The following is a 17,802-nucleotide window of genomic DNA, read 5'->3' as shown; positions in this document are numbered from 1 at the left end:
GGGCTCCCCGTCCGGACCTGGACCGGTCGGGGAGCCCTTTCCTGCGCGGCAGGGATCAGAACGTGCCCAGCTTCACGATCGACAGCAGGGCGACCAGCTGGATCGCCGAGGCGCCCAGGGCCTTCGGCCAGGGGAGGTCGTGGGAGCGGCCGACCATGACCGTGAGCAGGGCGCCGGCCGCGACCCAGGTGGCCCAGCCGAGGATCTGGACGAAGGCGGCGTCGCCGCCGGCGAACATGGCGAAGACCAGGCGGGGCGCGTCCGTGAGGGACATGATCAGCATGGAGAGGCCGACCGTGGGCTGCCAGGCGCCGTCGCCGCCGAGCTGGCGGGCCAGGGTGTGGGTGACCACGCCGAGGACGAAGGAGCTGAGCACCATCGCGACGGCCGTCGTCAGGACGATCGGGATCGCGTTCGACAGCGTGGCGCCGATCGCGTCCTCGCGCGCGGTGTCGAAGCCGAAGACGGCGAGCAGGCCGTAGAGGAAGGTGACGACGAGGGCGGGGCCCCACACCGTGTAGTCGCGCATCTGGAGGAACGTCCGGGCGGGGGACAGGACGATGCCCTTGAGCAGGTCCTTCCAGTGCAGGCGGGGGCCCACCGGGCCGGCGGGCGGGGCCGCGCCCGCCCGGTAGGTGTCGCCCTGGTGGTAGGGGTCCTCGTTGATCGAGAAGGCCTGGGTGTGGCCCGGGTTGTTGGCCGCGTACGGGTCGTGCGGGGCGCCCTGGGCGCCGTGCGGGTACGCGCCGTCGCCGAAGTACTCCGGCTCGCCGTGACCGCCGTGACCGCCGTGGCCACCGGGTCCGCCCGGGCCGCGGTTCGCGTGCGGCCAGGGGCCGGCGCCGCCACCGCCGTACGACGGCTGCTGCGGGTACGGCTGCGGCGCCTGCGGGTAGCCGTACGACGGCCCCTGCGGCGTCTGCTGCCCGTGCGGGGGTTGTTGCGGTCGCGCGTGAGGAGCGCCGTTGTTGTTCCGGCCGCGTCCGATCCTGAATCCAGCCACGTCATCGAACGTACCTGGTCCCGGGCGGTGACGTACCGGACCCCGGCGTTCGGGCCCGGCTTTGCGGCCGAGCTGTGACATCCCCTAAGGGGTCGTCAGCCTTCTCGTCCGTCCTCCGTAGGGGGGCGGGGCGGGGCCGGTCCTACGGAGGACGGAGACGGCGGACGGTGGACGGCGGACGGTGGACGGCGTCAGTCGAGGAAGCCGCCGCCGAACTCGGGCAGCGGGATGGCACGGTCGGTCGTCGGGACCGTGTTCGTGCCGCGCAGCACGATGGCGTTGTCCGCGCCGAGCGCCAGGTCGGCCCGCCCGTCGGCGGTGAGGTCGCGCAGGCGCAGGGAGGCTCCGAAGTAGGCGGACTCGTCGGCGGGGCCGGTCACCGTCTGGGGGATCCAGGAGGCGCGGGCGCCGCTGAGTCCGCCCGAGCCGCCGCGGAAGAAGTGGACGCCGCCCTGGTCGGCCTTTCCGTCGACGTCCTCCTGCGGCACGCCGACCGCCAGGTCCGCGTATCCGTCGCCGTTCGCGTCGGCGGCGGACACGGCGTGGCCGAAGTTGTCGCCGGCCTCGGGGCTGCCGGAGACGCCGGAGGTGGCCTGGGTGAAGGTGCTGGAGCCGCTCGGGCCGGAGGAGGTGCCGCGCCACACGGTCACCGCGCCCTTGGCGTTGCTCTGGTCGGGCAGTCCGACGGCGATGTCGCCGTAACCGTTCTTGTCGAAGTCGCCGATGGTGGCGGACCAGGGTTCGGTGCTGAAGGTCTTGTGGGGGCCGGAGGTCAGGCCGGAGGAGGAGCCCTTGAGGAACCAGACGCGGTGGCGCGGCACGTCGCCGGCCTCGTACTGGGTGCCGAGGACCACGAGGTCGGTCCGTCCGTCGCCGTTGACCTTGCCGGCGACGAGGCTGTGCGCGTACCAACTGCCGCCCGTCTTGTCGATCCTGCTCACGCTGCCGGTGCCGCCGGCCCTGGTGAACGCCCCGCGGTACAGCCAGGTCTTCTCGTTCCCGATCACCGCGAGGTCGGGCGATCCGTCGCCGGTGAAGTCGCCGGTGGCCACGTCGCGGCCGAAGTGGCCGCCGGCGCCGGACTTGGGGGCGAGGTTGGTGCCGCCGGACAGGCCGGACTTCGAGCCCCAGACGATGGTGACGCTCCCGCGGTACTCGGCGCTGCCGACGTGCTCGCTGGGGTTGCCGACGACGAGGTCCGCGTAGCCGTCCTTGTCGAGGTCGGCGCTCGCCAGCGTCTCGCCGAACATGTCGTCCTCCTCGCCGCCTCCCGGTATGCCGGGGCTGTCCTGGTGGATCAGCTGGGGGCGGGTGGTGTCGAGGCCGCCGGCGGTGCCGTACACGACGGTGACGGTGCCGCCGTCGCGGTCGACGTCGTCCAGCCCGCGGTAGGCGAGGTCGCGGTGGCCGTCGCCGTTGAAGTCGTCGTAGTGCTTGGCGACGGCGGCGGAGGCGGGGGTGGTGAGGAGCACGGGGGTCAGGCCCGTCGCCAGGAGGGTGGCGGCCAGGGCGGTGGCGGTGTGTCTGCGCATGTGGTCTCCGTGTGGTTCAGCCGATGGGGGCGTCGAACGTGCGGTGGGTGCGGGACTGCCGGCGGTCACGGTGCGGTCGTCACCGGAGGGCCGGTGGACATGCGGCCGGGCCCGCGGTGGTACGCGGGCCCGGCGCGGGGAGACGCGGCGTCGTTCAGTCGGCGAAGTTGGAGCCGAAGTACGGTGTGCCCGTCGTGGAGACGCCCGAGGTGCTCGGGGAGACGGAGCGGGCGCCGCTCGTGGTGATCTTCGAGCCGGTGGACGGCAGGTAGGTGATCGCGCCGTTGCCGGCGTTCTCGGCGGAGCCGACGATCAGGTCGGCCTTGCCGTCGCCGGTGACGTCGTCGAGCTTGACGTCCAGGCCGAAGCCGTCGTTGTCCTCGTTGGAGCCCGGGACGCCCGCGGTGTCCTGGGAGAAGGACTGGGCACCGGAGGCGGTGTTCAGGCCGTTCGCGGTGCCGTAGAGGACCGTGACGGTGCCGGTGTCGACCTCGGTGTCGATGTTCTCGCCGGCGACACCGACGGCGAGGTCGAGGAAGCCGTCGGCGTTGATGTCGCCGAGGTCGAGCTCGTAGCCGAAGTAGTCGTTGCCCTCGGACGTGCCGGGGACGTTGCCGGTGTTCTGGGTGATGCCGACGGCGGAGTCGGTGAGCGGGCCGGCGTCCGAGCCGTAGGTGACCCAGACCTTGCCGCCGTTGGCGGAGTCGGGGATCGTCGTGCCGTCCTCGATGGTGGAGTTCCAGTAGGCGCCGCTGACGATGTCGCCGAAGCCGTCCTTGTCGATGTCGCCGACGGCGGTGATCACGCCGGGCTTCAGGGACGTGGCCGCGGACGTCTGCAGACCGCTCGAGGAACCGGGGATGAAGTAGTTCCGGTTCCAGCCGTACTCGGAGGAGGTCTCGTAGCCGTCGACGATGAGGTCGGTCGCGCCGCCGTCGACGTCCCCGGCGGTCAGGTTCACCGGGCCGTCCGCCTCGCTGCCCAGGATCGGCGGCTTGATGGTGTAGCGGCCGCCGGACTTGCCCGCGGTGGTGAAGCCGCCCTTGTAGACGTAGAGGGTGGCGTTGTTGCTGCCGACGGCCAGGTCGGCCTTGCCGTCGCCGTCGAAGTCGCCGGCGGCGAGGTTCTTGCCCCACTGGTCGTGGGAGGAGCGGGACGGGTCGGTGACGGTGATGCCCTTGCCGGTGATGCCGGAGGCGGAGCCCCACAGGATGGCGAGGGTGCCGCCGTCCTTGTCGCCGTCGACGTCCTCGTACGGGGAGGAGACGGCGACGTCGTCGTAGCCGTCGCCGTTGAAGTCGGCGTACGCGTGGTCGTAGCCGAAGTTGTCCCCGGCCTCGGCGGTGCCGGGGACTCCGGTGGAGTTCTGGCTGAGGGTGTGGCGCTTGGCGGAGGACACACCGGTGGAGGTGCCGTAGAGGACGACGAACTGGCCGGCCTGGGCCTTGCCGGAGACGTAGGCGCCGTTGGCCGAGGAGGCCACGTCGCCCCGGCCGTCGCCGTTGAAGTCGGCCAGGGCGACGTCGGTGGAGTCGGCGGCCGTCGCGGGTGAGGCGACGAGGGTGAGCAGACCGCCCGTCAGCGCGACGGCGGTGGCCGAGGCGAGAGCGAGTCTCATGGGTCGGTGCATGCGGGTTCTCCTGCGGCATGCGAGGGATGCCTGGCGGGCATCCGGAGTCGATGAGGTGCCGGGACCGTGCGGGTTCGCCGGGAGTTGTCCCGTGGTTCACCGGACGGTCGGCGATCATGAGACCGGCGACGGCATGTGAAGGTTGTACGCGCGTTCGGTGATTCTCGAGGCGGGTGCGACGCCTCGGCCGGCCGGTGCGCCCTTGAAGAACGGGCGTGCGCCCGGGCCCGGTTCGCCGGGGGTGGGCAGGGCCGAGCCCGTGCCGGCCGGGCCGGAGGCGGCGGCGGGCAGCAGGTGGAGACGTCCGGCCCCTCGTCGGCGGTGGCGGCCGGTTCGGCGCGGGCCGGAGGCGGTACGTGGACATGCCGAAGGGGCCGCCCTGTCGGACGGCCCCTTCGTGGCGTGTCGCGTTACTTCACCGGCTCGGGTTCCGGAGCGCTCTCGCTCTCCTCGTCGCCCGCCGGGTCGGCCGGGGTCTTGACGGACTCCAGCAGCAGCTGGGCGACGTCGACGACCTGGACGGACTCCTTGGCCTTGCCTTCGTTCTTCTTGCCGTTCACCGAGTCGGTCAGCATGACCAGGCAGAACGGGCAGGCGGTGGAGATGATGTCCGGGCTGAGCGAAAGGGCTTCGTCGACGCGCTCGTTGTTGATGCGCTTGCCGATCCGCTCCTCCATCCACATCCGGGCGCCGCCCGCGCCGCAGCAGAAGCCGCGCTCCTTGTGGCGGTGCATCTCCTCGTTGCGCAGGCCCGGGACCTTGCCGATGATCTCGCGCGGAGGCGTGTAGATCTTGTTGTGGCGGCCCAGGTAGCACGGGTCGTGGTAGGTGATGAGGCCCTCGACCGGGGTGACCGGGATCAGCTTGCCCTCGTCGACCAGGTGCTGGAGCAGCTGGGTGTGGTGGATGACCTCGTAGTCGCCGCCGAGCTGCGGGTACTCGTTGCCGAGGGTGTTGAGGCAGTGCGGGCAGGTGGCGACGATCTTCTTCGCCGACTTGGGCTTCCTCGACTCCTCCGTGACGTTGCCCTCGTCGTCCGTCTCCTCGCCGAACGCCATGTTCAGCGCGGAGACGTTCTCCATGCCCAGCTCCTGGAACAGCGGCTCGTTGCCCAGGCGCCGCGCGGAGTCACCGGTGCACTTCTCGTCGCCGCCCATGATCGCGAACTTGACGCCCGCGATGTGGAGGAGTTCCGCGAAGGCCTTGGTGGTCTTCTTCGCGCGGTCCTCCAGGGCGCCGGCGCAGCCGACCCAGTACAGGTACTCGACCTCGGACAGGTCCTCGATGTCCTTGCCGACGACCGGGACCTCGAAGTCGACCTCCTTGGTCCACTCCAGGCGCTGCTTCTTGGCCAGGCCCCAGGGGTTGCCCTTCTTCTCCAGGTTCTTGAGCATCGTGCCCGCCTCGGACGGGAACGCGGACTCGATCATCACCTGGTAGCGGCGCATGTCGACGATGTGGTCGACGTGCTCGATGTCGACGGGGCACTGCTCGACGCAGGCGCCGCAGGTGGTGCAGGACCACAGGACGTCGGGGTCGATGACGCCGTTCTCCTCCGCGGTCCCGATCAGCGGGCGCTCGGCCTCGGCGAGAGCGGCGGCGGGCACGCCCGCGAGCTGCTCCTCGGACGCCTTCTCCTCGCCCTCCATGGTCTTGCCGCCGCCGGCCAGCAGGTAGGGGGCCTTGGCGTGCGCGTGGTCGCGCAGGGACATGATCAGGAGCTTGGGGGAGAGGGGCTTGCCGGTGTTCCAGGCGGGGCACTGCGACTGGCAGCGGCCGCACTCGGTGCAGGTGGAGAAGTCCAGCAGGCCCTTCCAGGAGAACTGCTCGACCTGGGAGACGCCGAAGACGTCGTCGTCACCGGGGTCGGTGAAGTCGATCGGCTTGCCGCCGGAGGTCATCGGCTGGAGCGCGCCCAGGGCGGTCCCGCCGGCGGCCTCGCGCTTGAACCAGATGTTCGGGAAGGCCAGGAAACGGTGCCAGGCCACGCCCATGTTGGTGTTGAGCGAGACCACGATCATCCAGACGAACGAGGTCCCGATCTTGATCATGGCGACCAGGTAGACCAGGTTCTGCAGCGTCTCGACCGACAGGCCGTCGAACGCGAGGACCAGCGGGTACGAGGCGAAGTACGCCGCCTCGTAGTGGTCCACGTGGTGCAGCGCGCCCTCCAGGCCGCGCAGCACGTAGATCGCCAGGCCGATGGTGAGGATGACGTACTCGACGAAGTACGCCTGGCCCGCCTTGGAGCCCGCGAAGCGGGACTTGCGGCCCGGCCGCGACGGCAGGCTCAGCAGGCGGACGACGATGAGCACGGCGATGCCGAGCACGGTCATCACGCCGATGAACTCGATGTACAGCTCGAACGGCAGGAAGCCGCCGATGACCGGCAGCACCCAGTCGGCCTGGAAGAGCTGGCCGAAGGCCTGGGCGAGGGTCGGCGGCAGGGTCAGGAAACCGACGGCGACGAACCAGTGGGCGATGCCGACGACGCCCCACCGGTTCATGCGGGTGTGGCCGAGGAACTCCCGCACCAGGGTCACACTGCGCTGGTAGGGGTTGTCGGTCCGGACGCCGGCCGGGACCGGCTGGCCCAGCTTGAAGTACCGGACGAACTGGCCGATCGCGCGTGCGAGCAGCGCGACGCCGACCACGGTCAGGACCAGCGACACGATGATCGCGGCGAGTTGCATGGGGGCTCCTCGGGCCTGCGAGGGGTTTGACGAGGGATTTTCGGAACGTCGACGGGGGCTCCACTAAGGCTTCCCCGAGATTACTAAGCGGTAACTTATGCAGTCCGTTCGAGATTACCCCCATCTCCGGTCGCACTGTAGCCGGGCGCGGGGTGATCTGAATCGCTGAGGGTTGCCTATGGCGGCACCCTCGCGGGCGTCCCGGATGGCGTCCGGGATCCGATCGTGTTATTCACGCTAAATCGGTCCATATGCCCCTAACTTATATCCGTGCTCTACGGGATCGTCGCCGCCGCCACCGCCCTGCTGCTCTCCGCCCTCCTCGCGGAACTGCTGCGGGTCCCCGCCCTGCGCCTGGGAATCCTGGACCGCAGACGCCGCCTGGCGGTGCCGCTGTCCGGGGGAACGGCCGTCGTGCTCGCGACCGGGCTGGTGGCGGGGCTCGGCGACCGGGCCGGACTCGCCCCGCTCGGCACCGGGATCGGGCGGCTGCTGGCCGCCGGGGTCTGGCTCGGCGTCCTCGGGCTGGCCGTCGACGTGTGGCGGCTGCGGTGGTGGATCCCGCTCGCCGGTACGGCCGTGGCGGCGGCGCTCGTCGTGCCGTACGCGGAGACCGGGGTGGTGTGGGGGGTGCTCGCCGTGGGGTGGGTCGTGGCGGTCACCGCCGCGTTCCGGGGGCTCGACCACGCGGACGGACTGGCCGGCACCGTGGGGGCGGTGGCCGCGTTCGGGGTGGCGGCCTGCGCGACGGCCGGGCTGATGGACGGGATCGCGGTACTGCTGAGCGTGCTGGCCGCCGCGCTCGCCGGGTTCCTGCTGCACAACTGGCATCCCGCGCGGGTGGGCCTCGGGGCGGGCGGCTCGCTGTTCGCGGGGTTCGTGGTGGCCTCGGCGGCGGTGTTCGTGCGGGCCGGACAGGGAATCGGGACCGGCGCCGGGGTGTTGTTCGCCCTGACGGCCGTGGTGTGCGCCGACGCCGTGCTGGTGGTCCTCGCGCGGCGGCTGGCCCGGTGGCCGCTGGCCCGCGGCCGGCCGGATCACCTCGGGCACCGGCTGCGGCGGCTCGGACTCGCCCCCCGCGCGGTGACCGTACTGCTCGGCGCGGGAGCGCTGGGCGGGGTGGTCGTGGGGGTGGCCGTCCACCTCGGGCGGGTCTCCGGGGGCGCGGTGGTGTGGGTGGCGGCGGTGGCCGTGGTGGTCGTCCTCGCGCTCGTACGCCTTCCCATCACCCCCGTTTTTCGTCCCCGTCAACGATCTGCCGAGGCATCGCCGCAGGTCACGGAGCAGTTGCGTGTAAGGAGCGGATAAGAGTTGAGTCTGCTCGACTCAGCTCTGTTGACCCCGCGCCGCGTGTCATGCATGCTTGAGTCCGTTCCACTCAAGTCAGCTGGAGGAATCGAAATGGCACGTGCGGTCGGCATCGACCTGGGCACGACTAACTCCGTCGTCAGCGTTCTGGAGGGCGGCGAGCCCACCGTCATCACCAACGCCGAGGGCGCCAGGACCACGCCGTCCGTCGTCGCCTTCGCCAAGAACGGTGAGGTGCTGGTCGGCGAGGTGGCCAAGCGTCAGGCGGTCACGAACGTCGACAGGACCATCCGGTCGGTCAAGCGCCACATGGGCACCGACTGGAAGATCGAGCTCGACGGGAAGCCCTTCAACCCGCAGCAGATCAGCGCCTTCGTGCTGCAGAAGCTGAAGCGCGACGCCGAGTCGTACCTGGGCGAGAAGGTCACGGACGCGGTCATCACCGTCCCGGCGTACTTCAACGACGCCGAGCGCCAGGCGACGAAGGAGGCCGGCGAGATCGCCGGTCTGAACGTGCTGCGCATCGTCAACGAGCCGACGGCCGCCGCCCTGGCGTACGGCCTCGACAAGGACGACCAGACGATCCTCGTCTTCGACCTCGGTGGCGGTACCTTCGACGTCTCCCTGCTGGAGATCGGCGACGGTGTCGTCGAGGTGAAGGCCACCAACGGTGACAACAACCTCGGTGGTGACGACTGGGACCAGCGCGTCGTCGACTACCTGGTCAAGCAGTTCCAGTCCGGCCACGGCGTGGACCTCGGCAAGGACAAGATGGCCCTCCAGCGCCTGCGCGAGGCCGCCGAGAAGGCCAAGATCGAGCTGTCCTCGTCCACCGAGACCTCGATCAACCTCCCCTACATCACCGCCTCCGCCGAGGGTCCCCTGCACCTCGACGAGAAGCTGACCCGCGCCCAGTTCCAGCAGCTGACCGCGGACCTGCTCGAGCGCTGCAAGACGCCGTTCCACAACGTCATCAAGGACGCCGGCATCCAGCTCAGCGAGATCGACCACGTCGTTCTCGTCGGTGGCTCCACCCGCATGCCTGCCGTCGCCGAGCTCGTCAAGGAGATGACCGGCGGCAAGGAGGCCAACAAGGGCGTCAACCCGGACGAGGTCGTCTCGATCGGTGCCGCGCTCCAGGCCGGTGTGCTCAAGGGCGAGGTCAAGGACGTCCTGCTGCTCGACGTCACCCCGCTGTCCCTCGGCATCGAGACCAAGGGCGGCATCATGACCAAGCTGATCGAGCGCAACACCACGATCCCGACGAAGCGCTCCGAGATCTTCACCACGGCCGAGGACAACCAGCCGTCGGTGCAGATCCAGGTCTACCAGGGCGAGCGCGAGATCGCGGCGTACAACAAGAAGCTCGGCATGTTCGAGCTGACCGGTCTGCCCCCGGCGCCGCGCGGCGTCCCGCAGATCGAGGTCTCCTTCGACATCGACGCCAACGGCATCATGCACGTGACCGCGAAGGACCTGGGCACGGGCAAGGAGCAGAAGATGACCGTCACCGGCGGCTCCTCGCTGCCGAAGGACGAGGTCGACCGGATGCGCCAGGAGGCCGAGAAGTACGCGGAGGAGGACCACGCCCGCCGCGAGGCCGCCGAGTCCCGCAACCAGGGCGAGCAGCTCGTCTACCAGACCGAGAAGTTCCTCAGCGACAACGCGGACAAGGTCCCCGGTGACGTCAAGACCGAGGTCGAGACCGCCGTCGCCGAGCTGAAGGAGAAGCTCAAGGGCGAGGACTCCGCCGAGATCCGCACCGCCACGGAGAAGGTCGCGGCCGTCTCCCAGAAGCTGGGCCAGGCCATGTACGCCGACGCCGGGGCCGGCCAGGCGGCCGGCGGCGCGTCCGCGGGTGCCGGTGAGGGCAAGGCCGACGACGACGTCGTCGACGCGGAGATCGTCGACGAGGACCGCAAGGACGGTGCGGCGTGACCGAGGAGACCCCGGGCTTCGACGAGCAGTCGCAGCAGCCCGACGTCCCCTCCGAGGAAGCCGAGCCGAAGGCCGCCGCCCAGCCCTCCGCGGAGGAGGCGGCGGCCCCGGCCGGGGACACGGGCCAGGAAGCGGCACTGGTGGCCCAGCTGGACCAGGCGCGCACGGCGCTCAGCGAGCGCACGGCGGACCTCCAGCGCCTCCAGGCCGAGTTCCAGAACTACCGGCGCCGGGTCGAGCGCGACCGGATCGCGGTGAAGGAGATCGCCGTCGCGAACCTCCTGAGCGAGCTGCTTCCCGTGCTCGACGACGTCGGCCGCGCGCGGGAACACGGCGAACTGGTCGGCGGCTTCAAGTCCGTCGCGGAGTCGCTGGAGACGATCATCGCCAAGATGGGCCTCCAGCAGTTCGGCAAGGAGGGCGAGCCCTTCGACCCGACGATCCACGAGGCACTGATGCACAGCTACGCGCCGGACGTCACCGAGACGACGTGCGTGGCGATCCTGCAGCCGGGGTACCGCATCGGCGAGCGCACCATCCGCCCCGCGCGGGTGGCCGTCGCCGAGCCGCAGCCCGGCGCGCAGACGGCTTCGCCGGCCGAGGAGAGCACCGAGGCGCAGGCCGACTCGGAGAACAAGGAGAGCGGTGGCCCGGACGAGGGCTGACGCGGGAGTCGACGCAGGGAAGGAGGGACGTCGGGGATGAGCACCAAGGACTTCATCGAGAAGGACTTCTACAAGGTCCTCGGCGTCCCCAAGGACGCCACCGAGGCCGAGATCAAGAAGGCGTACCGGAAGCTCGCCCGCGAGTTCCACCCGGACGCCAACAAGGGCAACGCCAAGGCGGAGGAGCGGTTCAAGGAGATCTCCGAGGCGAACGACGTCCTCGGCGACCCCAAGAAGCGCAAGGAGTACGACGAGGCGCGCGCGCTCTTCGGCAACGGCGGTTTCCGTCCGGGGCCGGGCGCGGGCGGCGGCTCCTTCAACTTCGACCTGGGTGACCTCTTCGGGGGTCAGGCCGGCGGTCAGCAGTCGGGCGGCGGCTTCGGCGGCGGCGGCCTCGGTGACGTCTTCGGGGGCCTGTTCAACCGCGGCGGCGCGGGGACCACGCGTACCCAGCCGCGGCGCGGCCAGGACATCGAGTCCGAGGTGACGCTCAGCTTCACCGAGGCGATCGAGGGCGCGACCGTCCCGCTGCGGATGTCGTCGCAGGCGCCCTGCAAGGCCTGTTCGGGCACCGGCGACAAGAACGGCACACCGCGCGTGTGCACGACCTGCGTCGGCACCGGCCAGGTGGCGCGGGGCTCGGGCGGCGGCTTCTCGCTCACCGACCCCTGCCCCGACTGCAAGGGCCGCGGTCTGATCGCGGAGGAGGCCTGCGAGATCTGCAAGGGCAGCGGCCGGGCCAAGTCCTCACGGACCATGCAGGTGCGCATCCCCGCGGGCGTCAGCGACGGCCAGCGGATCCGGCTGCGCGGCAAGGGCGCGCCGGGCGAGCGCGGCGGCCCCGCCGGCGATCTGTACGTCGTCGTGCACGTCGGCGCCCACCCGGTGTTCGGCCGCAAGGACGACAACCTCACCGTCACGGTCCCGGTGACGTATCCCGAGGCCGTGCTCGGCGGCGAGGTCCGGGTCCCGACGCTGGGCGGTCCGCCGGTCACGCTGAAGCTGCCGCCGGGCACGCCCAACGGGCTCACCATGCGGGCCCGGGGCAAGGGCGCGGTCCGCAAGGACGGCACCCGCGGTGATCTGCTGGTCACCGTGGAGGTGAGTGTTCCCAAGGACGTGTCGGGGAAGGCTCGTGACGCGCTGGAGGCGTATCGCGAGGCGACCGCGGACGAGGATCCGCGGGCGGAGCTGTTCCAGGCCGCGAAGGGAGCTTGATCTGGATGGACGGCCGTCGACGCAATCCGTACGAACTGACCCAGGAGACCCCGGTCTACGTCATTTCGGTGGCGGCCCAGCTCTCCGGTCTGCACCCGCAGACGCTGCGCCAGTACGACCGGCTGGGTCTCGTGTCGCCGGACCGCACGGCCGGCCGGGGCCGCCGTTACTCGGCCCGTGACATCGAACTGCTCCGTCAGGTGCAGCAGCTGTCGCAGGACGAGGGCATCAACCTGGCCGGAATCAAGCGCATCATCGAACTGGAGAACCAGGTCGCCGCTCTCCAGGCCCGCGTGGCCGAACTGGAGGGTGCCCTCGACGGGGCGGCCGCGGCGATGCGTCAGCGCGAGGCCGCGGTGCACGCCTCGTACCGCCGTGACCTGGTGCCGTACCAGGAAGTGCAGCAGACCAGCGCGCTGGTGGTGTGGCGGCCCAAGCGGCAGCAGTCGGACTGAGGCGCGGGTGTGAAGCGCCGCGGGAGGCCCGGAGGTCGAGTGAACCTCCGGGCCTCCCGGCGTATGTACGGACACGTGTGTGATTATGGTATGGCTGCGTGTCCAGATGATCCTCGCCGGATGTCCGCAGGTCTCTCACGAGTTCAGCGCACCGCGCTGTGTCCATCTCGTTAAGCGGCCGGCCTTGACGCCGGCGGGGGCTGAAGCGTTGGCTTTTCAGTCACATGGGCCGCACAGCTGTGCCCACGTCCGAAACGCACCTGAAGTGAGCCCTCGCATGCGTCGTATCGCCATATCCGTGGCCGCCACCTCCATGTCCGTCATGCTCGCCGGATGCGGCGTGCTCAACGCGACGGGGAGCAGCGACGACGCGAGCCCGAGCAAGGGCGACGACATCACCATCGGGCTGCTGCTCCCGGAGAAGGCCAACACCCGGTACGAGCAGTTCGACTACCCCATCTTCAAGACGAAGGTGGAGTCGCTCACCAACAAGAAGGGCACCGTCGAGTACGCCAACGCCGAGGCGGACGCCGACAAGCAGGCGAGCCAGATGCAGGAGATGGTCGACGACCAGGTCGACGCCATCGTGCTGGACGCGGTCGACGCGCACGCCATCGCGGACAGCGTGCAGAAGGCCAAGGACGCGGGCATCCCCGTCATCGCCTACGACCGTCTCGCCGAGGGCCCGATCGACGCGTACATCTCCTTCGACAACGCGCTGGTCGGCGAGGTGCAGGGCCGCTCCCTGCTGGAGTCCCTCGGGGACGACCTCGCCATCACCGACAAGATCGTGATGATGAACGGCTCGTCGACCGACCCCAACGCCAAGCAGTTCAAGGCGGGCGCGCTCTCCGAGCTCAAGGGCAAGGTGACGATCTCCAAGTCCTATGACACCAAGGACTGGAAGCCGGAGAACGCCCAGGCCAACATGGTCGAGGCGATCAACGCGATCGGCGCGGACAACATCGAGGCGGTCTACTCCGCCAACGACGGCATGGCGGGCGGCATCGTCAAGGCGCTGAAGGCCGCCGGCGTGACCGAGATGCCCCCGATCACCGGCCAGGACGCCGAACTCGCGGCGGTGCAGCGGATCCTCGCCGACGAGCAGTACATGAGCGTGTACAAGTCCTACCCGGACGAGGCCGAGAACGCCGCGGAGATGGCCGTGGCGAAGGTCCAGGGCAAGGACATCCAGTTCGACGCGCTGACCCGCGACCGGGTGGACAGCCCCACGGCCAAGGACATCCCGGCGCAGCTCGTGCCCGTGATCGCGCTGACGAAGGACAACATCGAGGACACCGTGGTCGCCGACGGGATCTACGACGTCTCGGACATCTGCACCGCGGAGTTCGCGGCGGCCTGCGAGGCGGTCAAGCTGAAGTAGCCGCCCGTCGGTATTCGGCCACCCGCCGGTCCTCCGACCGGCGCCGGGCCCTGACCGTGTTGCACAGCCGGTTTTGGCCGCGCATAGTTGCGCTGCGGAAAGTGGCTGAACCGGGGGTGGGATGGGCGATGGCCGGGCACGGGGCGGACGGGCATCCACACGGTGCTGACCGACTGTGCGAGGCCGGGGATCGCGTGTATTCCCGGGCCGTACGGCGCGGACGGCTGCCGCGCCGGGACGCGGAGCCGGTGCCCTGCCTGCTGGAACTGGCCCTGCTGCACCCCGATCCCGACGACATGGACTGGCTCGTCCCCACCGCCCCGCAGGAGGTCATGACCCGGCTGCTGCGCGGGATGTACGACGAGGTGAGCGCGAGCCAGCGCCGGGTCGGCTCGGCCGTCGAGGCCTTCGAGCGGTACGCCGGCCTGGGCCGCCAGGTGCCCGCCGCGCCGTCGGCGGCGGAGGGCCCGGCGATCCGGGTGCTGGACGGGCTGGCCCGCATCCAGGCCGCGATGGACGAGGCGACACAGGCGTGCACCACCGAGGTGCTCACCGTCCAGCCGGGCGGCATCCGGCGCGAGGCGGAGCTGTCGGAGGGCCTGCACCGGGCGACGACGCTGCGCGGCCGGGGCGTGCGCATGCGGGACCTGTACACGCACGTCGCCCGGCACGGGCACGGGCTGCTCAGCTATCTGGAGCTGATGGGCGACGCGGTGGAGGCGCGCACGCTGGACGAGGTGATCGAGCGGCTGATCCTCTTCGACCGCACGGTCGCCTTCATCCCCGCCAACGCCGAGCGCACCATGGCGCTGGAGCTGCGCCACCCGGCGCTCGTGGAGTACCTGGGCACGGTCTTCGACCGGCTGTGGCGGCTCGCCATCCCGCTCACCGCCCCGCTGCCCGACACCGGCATCGAGGGCATCTCGCACCGGGAGCAGTCCATCGCGGCCCTGCTCTCGGAGGGCCACCAGGACGCGGTGATCGCGGAACGCCTGGGCATCAGCGTCCGGACCTGCCGGGCCCACATCGCCCGCCTGTCGGAGACGCTGGGCGCTGCCAGCCGTACGCAGCTGGGCGTCCGGATCGCCCAGGCCGGCCTGGACGGGGCCCGGGGGCCGGCGGTCATTCGGCCCGGTCGAGAATCCCGGACCGTCCGATGAGATAGCCCAGCTGCGCCCGGCTCTGACTGCCCAGCATCGCGGCGAGTTTGGCGATGTGGACGCGTGCGGTGCGGATGTTCATGCCGAGGCAGTCGGCTATGACGGCGTCGGTGTGGCCTTCGACGAGGAAGCGGGCGATGGCGCGCTGACGGGCGGTGACGCCGTTGAGGGACGCCGGCTGGACGGCCCGGGGGTGCATGGGGGTGGCCAGTCGCCAGAAGCGGTCGAACACGTTGACCAGGTAGGTGATGACGGCCGGGTGGCGGATCTCCAGCGCGACGCTGCGCTGTCCGTCCGCGTCACCGGGAATGTAGGCGACGGCCCGGCCGATGACGATCAGACGGCCGGGGACCTCGTCCAGGGTGCGTGCCTCGGCGTCGCCGTTCAATTGCTCGTAACGGGCGACGACCAGAGGTATGTGGCGCTGGGTGTGCGGGTAGAGGACGCGGATCCGGCCGCCGCGGTCGAGGAAATCCTGGTCGCGGACCAGGGCGGCGGCCTGAGCCGCTCGCGCGCCCTCGGAGGTGTGGTAGTTGCTGTGAGGCTGCATGCAGAGGAGCTCCCCCGTCCCTTCCGCCAGTGCCTCGACGATGGCGCCGTTGATCCGCTCCGAGCCGTTGAGGACCCGGAACGTCGGGGTGTGCGTCTCCACGGGAGGTTCACCCGTCCGCATGAGCGACTGGAAGGCCTCGGCCAGCCGTACTTCGCGCCGCCGCTCCGCCGCGATGCGTTCGCCGGAGAATCGCAGCAGCCGGTGCAGGGCGACCGCCGGCGCGACGGGCACCAGCCGTCCGGGGTGGTCGAGGGAAGGGTGGAGCAGCCCGGAGTCGAGCACACAGGGGGTCTCGTGGGCCTCCTTGGCGGGCACGAGGCCTTCACGCAGTGCCCGGGCGTACAGCTCGGCACCCGCGTCGCACAGGTCCTCGGTTTCGTGGTGGTGCGCACATGCGGTCACGCGGGGCTCGTACCTCCTCGGCTTCACAGTTCCTGCTTGAGGATTCCCGACTGCGCGATCAGATAGCCGAGCTGGGCGCGGCTGCCGCTTCCGAGGGCGGAGGCGAGCTTGGCTATGTGGGCGCGGCAGGTGCGTACGTTCATCCCCAGACGCCGGGCGATGGCTTCGTCCACGTGGCCCTCGACGAGCAGTTTGGCGATGGAGTGCTGGATGTCGGTGAGGCCGTCGGGGGCCGGTTCGTACGGGGCGCCCGCGTTCAGCGAGACCGCGCGGGTCCACATGAACTCGAAGACTTTGATCAGGTAGCGGACGAGACCCGGGTGGCGCAGCTCGAGGGCGACCTGCCGGTCGTCGCGGGTGGGGATGAAGGCGACGGTCTCGTCGCAGATGATGAGCCGCTCCACCAGTTCGTCGATGGTGCGGTACTCCACCTTGGCGGTGTCGAACCGGGCCACGTACGCCAGCGTCTCGGGACTGTGCCGGGCGGTGTGCTGGTAGAGGGTCCGGATGCGCACCCCCCGCTCGGTCATCTGCCGGTCGCGCTCCAGCGCCTGGGTGAGGGTGTGCTCCAGACGACGGCCGCCCGGCTGGACGGAGAGCATCTCGGACCGGCACTGGGAGGTGGCCAGATCGAGGGCGGCGTTGATCTGGTCGAAACCCTCCAGCACCGTCATCGAGTGGGTGCTCATCGTGGCCTGGGCGCTGAGGGTCATGAACGGCTCGAAGGCGTCGGCGAGTTCGATCGACACCCGCCGACGCTCGGTGATCTCCCGTTCCAGCGGGTTGAGCCGCTGGGCCAGTGCCACCGCCGGGGCGACCGGGCGCAGCCAGGTGGGGTCGTCCGGATCGGGGTGCAGCAGGGCGAGTTCCATCAGGCAGGGGGCGGACTCCGCGTCCGCGCGGGGGATGCGGCCTGCCCGCAGCGCGTCGGCGTAGAGGTGGCTGCCGGCCTCGCACAGTTCGGTCACCGCATGGGGATGTGCCTCATTGGTCCGATTCATAATAAAATCTCCACCCCCCAGGGTCCTGAACATGCAGGAACATGATGCACCGATTGTGTGGCCATGACGTGCCCGAATGAGCCATCGTCGTACTTGACGGGGGAAGGGTGACTTTCGAGTGAGGACGAAGCCGACTATGCGCAAGAGAACGCTTCGCTCGGTACTTGTCGCCGCCTTCTCTGCCGTCATGGCCTTCGGAGCGCTGAGTGGCCTGGCCGGCACGAAGGGCGACGTCCGGGCTGACAGCAGCTGGGGGCCGGTGGTGGTATCCAAGTCCGGGCCCCCGGACAGCAGTTGGGGCTCGCCGTCGCCTCAGCTCGCAGATGACAGCAGTTGGGGCTGAGTGATGACCACACCACCCGACGACCGCTCCTTCCGCAGGGAGATGGCGACCGCCTACCGGTCCGGATGGCACTTCATCGACCTGGTCACCGCGATCCCCCACAGCGGCGACTCGTTGATGGTGACCGTCTTCGGTGAGCCGGTCGTCGTCACCCGCGACGAGGACGGGGACGTACGGGCGTACCGGTGCCTGCGGCGGCCCAGGGGGGCGCCGAAGCCCGTACGGTGTGCCATCCGGTACGGAATGATCTTTGTGAACCTGGACCAGCGGGACCATCGGCAGGTGGAGTCCGACTCCCCTGTCTCCCGGACCATCTCTGCCACCCCCCGCAGTGCCTGACGCGATTCCCCCGTCGTAAAAGATCGCGCAGGTGCTTCCCCCCGCAGCGGGGGGGGGGGGGGGTGGATGACGTTGGCCGCGGGGGGGGGTGGCGGGGAGTTTGGGAGAGTGGGCGCGGCGGGGTGGGGGGGGCCGGCGGCTCCGGGCCGGAGGCGGCAGGCGCGCCGCGAGGCCCCCC

Annotated in this window: 14 protein-coding genes; 8 read left to right on the top strand and 6 right to left on the bottom strand. The window is 70.4% G+C overall.

All coding sequences use genetic code 11. The annotated features are described in order from the left end of the window. Window positions 1–55 precede the first annotated feature (55 nt). From ACFXAE_RS00970 to ACFXAE_RS00955, 4 genes are all read right to left on the bottom strand, one after another. A complete protein-coding gene (locus ACFXAE_RS00970; protein WP_384706293.1) occupies window positions 56–1,084 on the bottom strand; it encodes a Yip1 family protein in 1,029 nt (342 codons plus the stop codon). Window positions 1,085–1,194: 110 nt separating this feature from the next. Then, window positions 1,195–2,535 (bottom strand): FG-GAP and VCBS repeat-containing protein, encoded by a 1,341-nt coding sequence (locus tag ACFXAE_RS00965; RefSeq protein ID WP_384706291.1) that lies wholly within the window; start codon window positions 2,533–2,535, stop codon window positions 1,195–1,197. Between the two features lie 154 nt (window positions 2,536–2,689). Further along, the gene (locus ACFXAE_RS00960) at window positions 2,690–4,165 is read right to left on the bottom strand and encodes a VCBS repeat-containing protein (RefSeq protein WP_384706289.1); all 1,476 of its coding nucleotides are present in this window, start codon (window positions 4,163–4,165) and stop codon (window positions 2,690–2,692) included. A 410-nt stretch (window positions 4,166–4,575) separates the two neighbouring features. Then, entirely contained in the window at window positions 4,576–6,858 is a 2,283-nt protein-coding gene (locus ACFXAE_RS00955) for a heterodisulfide reductase-related iron-sulfur binding cluster (protein WP_384706287.1), read from the bottom strand. Window positions 6,859–7,128: 270 nt separating this feature from the next. Between ACFXAE_RS00955 and ACFXAE_RS00950 the strand changes: the two genes are divergently transcribed. The 7 genes from ACFXAE_RS00950 (at window position 7,129) to ACFXAE_RS00920 (ending at window position 14,986) form a co-directional block, all read left to right on the top strand. Further along, window positions 7,129–8,166: an MraY family glycosyltransferase gene (locus ACFXAE_RS00950; RefSeq protein ID WP_384706285.1), complete on the top strand. Its 1,038-nt coding sequence runs from the start codon at window positions 7,129–7,131 to the stop codon at window positions 8,164–8,166. Window positions 8,167–8,259: 93 nt separating this feature from the next. Beyond that, on the top strand, window positions 8,260–10,104 hold the full coding sequence (gene dnaK, locus ACFXAE_RS00945; RefSeq protein WP_384706283.1) for a molecular chaperone DnaK: 1,845 nt from the start codon (window positions 8,260–8,262) through the stop codon (window positions 10,102–10,104). After that, on the top strand, window positions 10,101–10,769 hold the full coding sequence (gene grpE / locus ACFXAE_RS00940; RefSeq protein WP_384706281.1) for a nucleotide exchange factor GrpE: 669 nt from the start codon (window positions 10,101–10,103) through the stop codon (window positions 10,767–10,769). The genes dnaK and grpE overlap by 4 nt, the downstream gene beginning before the upstream one ends. 36 nt (window positions 10,770–10,805) lie before the next feature. Continuing rightward, window positions 10,806–11,987 (top strand): molecular chaperone DnaJ, encoded by a 1,182-nt coding sequence (dnaJ, locus tag ACFXAE_RS00935; protein WP_384706279.1) that lies wholly within the window; start codon window positions 10,806–10,808, stop codon window positions 11,985–11,987. A 5-nt stretch (window positions 11,988–11,992) separates the two neighbouring features. Further along, window positions 11,993–12,442 (top strand): heat shock protein transcriptional repressor HspR, encoded by a 450-nt coding sequence (locus ACFXAE_RS00930; protein WP_217127207.1) that lies wholly within the window; start codon window positions 11,993–11,995, stop codon window positions 12,440–12,442. Window positions 12,443–12,719: 277 nt separating this feature from the next. Further along, window positions 12,720–13,826, top strand: coding sequence for a sugar ABC transporter substrate-binding protein (locus tag ACFXAE_RS00925; RefSeq protein WP_384706277.1), 1,107 nt, complete (start codon window positions 12,720–12,722; stop codon window positions 13,824–13,826). A 128-nt stretch (window positions 13,827–13,954) separates the two neighbouring features. After that, window positions 13,955–14,986, top strand: coding sequence for a LuxR C-terminal-related transcriptional regulator (locus ACFXAE_RS00920; protein WP_384706446.1), 1,032 nt, complete (start codon window positions 13,955–13,957; stop codon window positions 14,984–14,986). Here ACFXAE_RS00920 and ACFXAE_RS00915 read toward each other — a convergent pair. Then, complete coding sequence (locus ACFXAE_RS00915; protein ID WP_384706275.1) at window positions 14,949–15,941, bottom strand: helix-turn-helix transcriptional regulator; 993 nt, start codon at window positions 15,939–15,941, stop codon at window positions 14,949–14,951. The two genes, ACFXAE_RS00920 and ACFXAE_RS00915, sit on opposite strands and share 38 nt — an antisense overlap. Before the next feature lie 23 nt (window positions 15,942–15,964). Continuing rightward, window positions 15,965–16,942: a helix-turn-helix transcriptional regulator gene (locus ACFXAE_RS00910; protein WP_384706273.1), complete on the bottom strand. Its 978-nt coding sequence runs from the start codon at window positions 16,940–16,942 to the stop codon at window positions 15,965–15,967. Window positions 16,943–17,288: 346 nt separating this feature from the next. On the opposite strand from ACFXAE_RS00910, the gene ACFXAE_RS00905 reads away from it, so the two are divergent. After that, window positions 17,289–17,624 carry a hypothetical protein gene (locus ACFXAE_RS00905; RefSeq protein ID WP_384706271.1) on the top strand — a complete coding sequence of 112 codons (336 nt, stop codon included), beginning with the start codon at window positions 17,289–17,291 and terminating at the stop codon, window positions 17,622–17,624. Window positions 17,625–17,802 lie beyond the last annotated feature (178 nt).

It is taken from the genome of Streptomyces sp. NPDC059454, assembly GCF_042749965.1.
Classification (GTDB): domain Bacteria; phylum Actinomycetota; class Actinomycetes; order Streptomycetales; family Streptomycetaceae; genus Streptomyces.
Note: the sequence above shows the minus strand (reverse complement) of the source record. Positions and strands in the feature narration are given on the sequence as shown.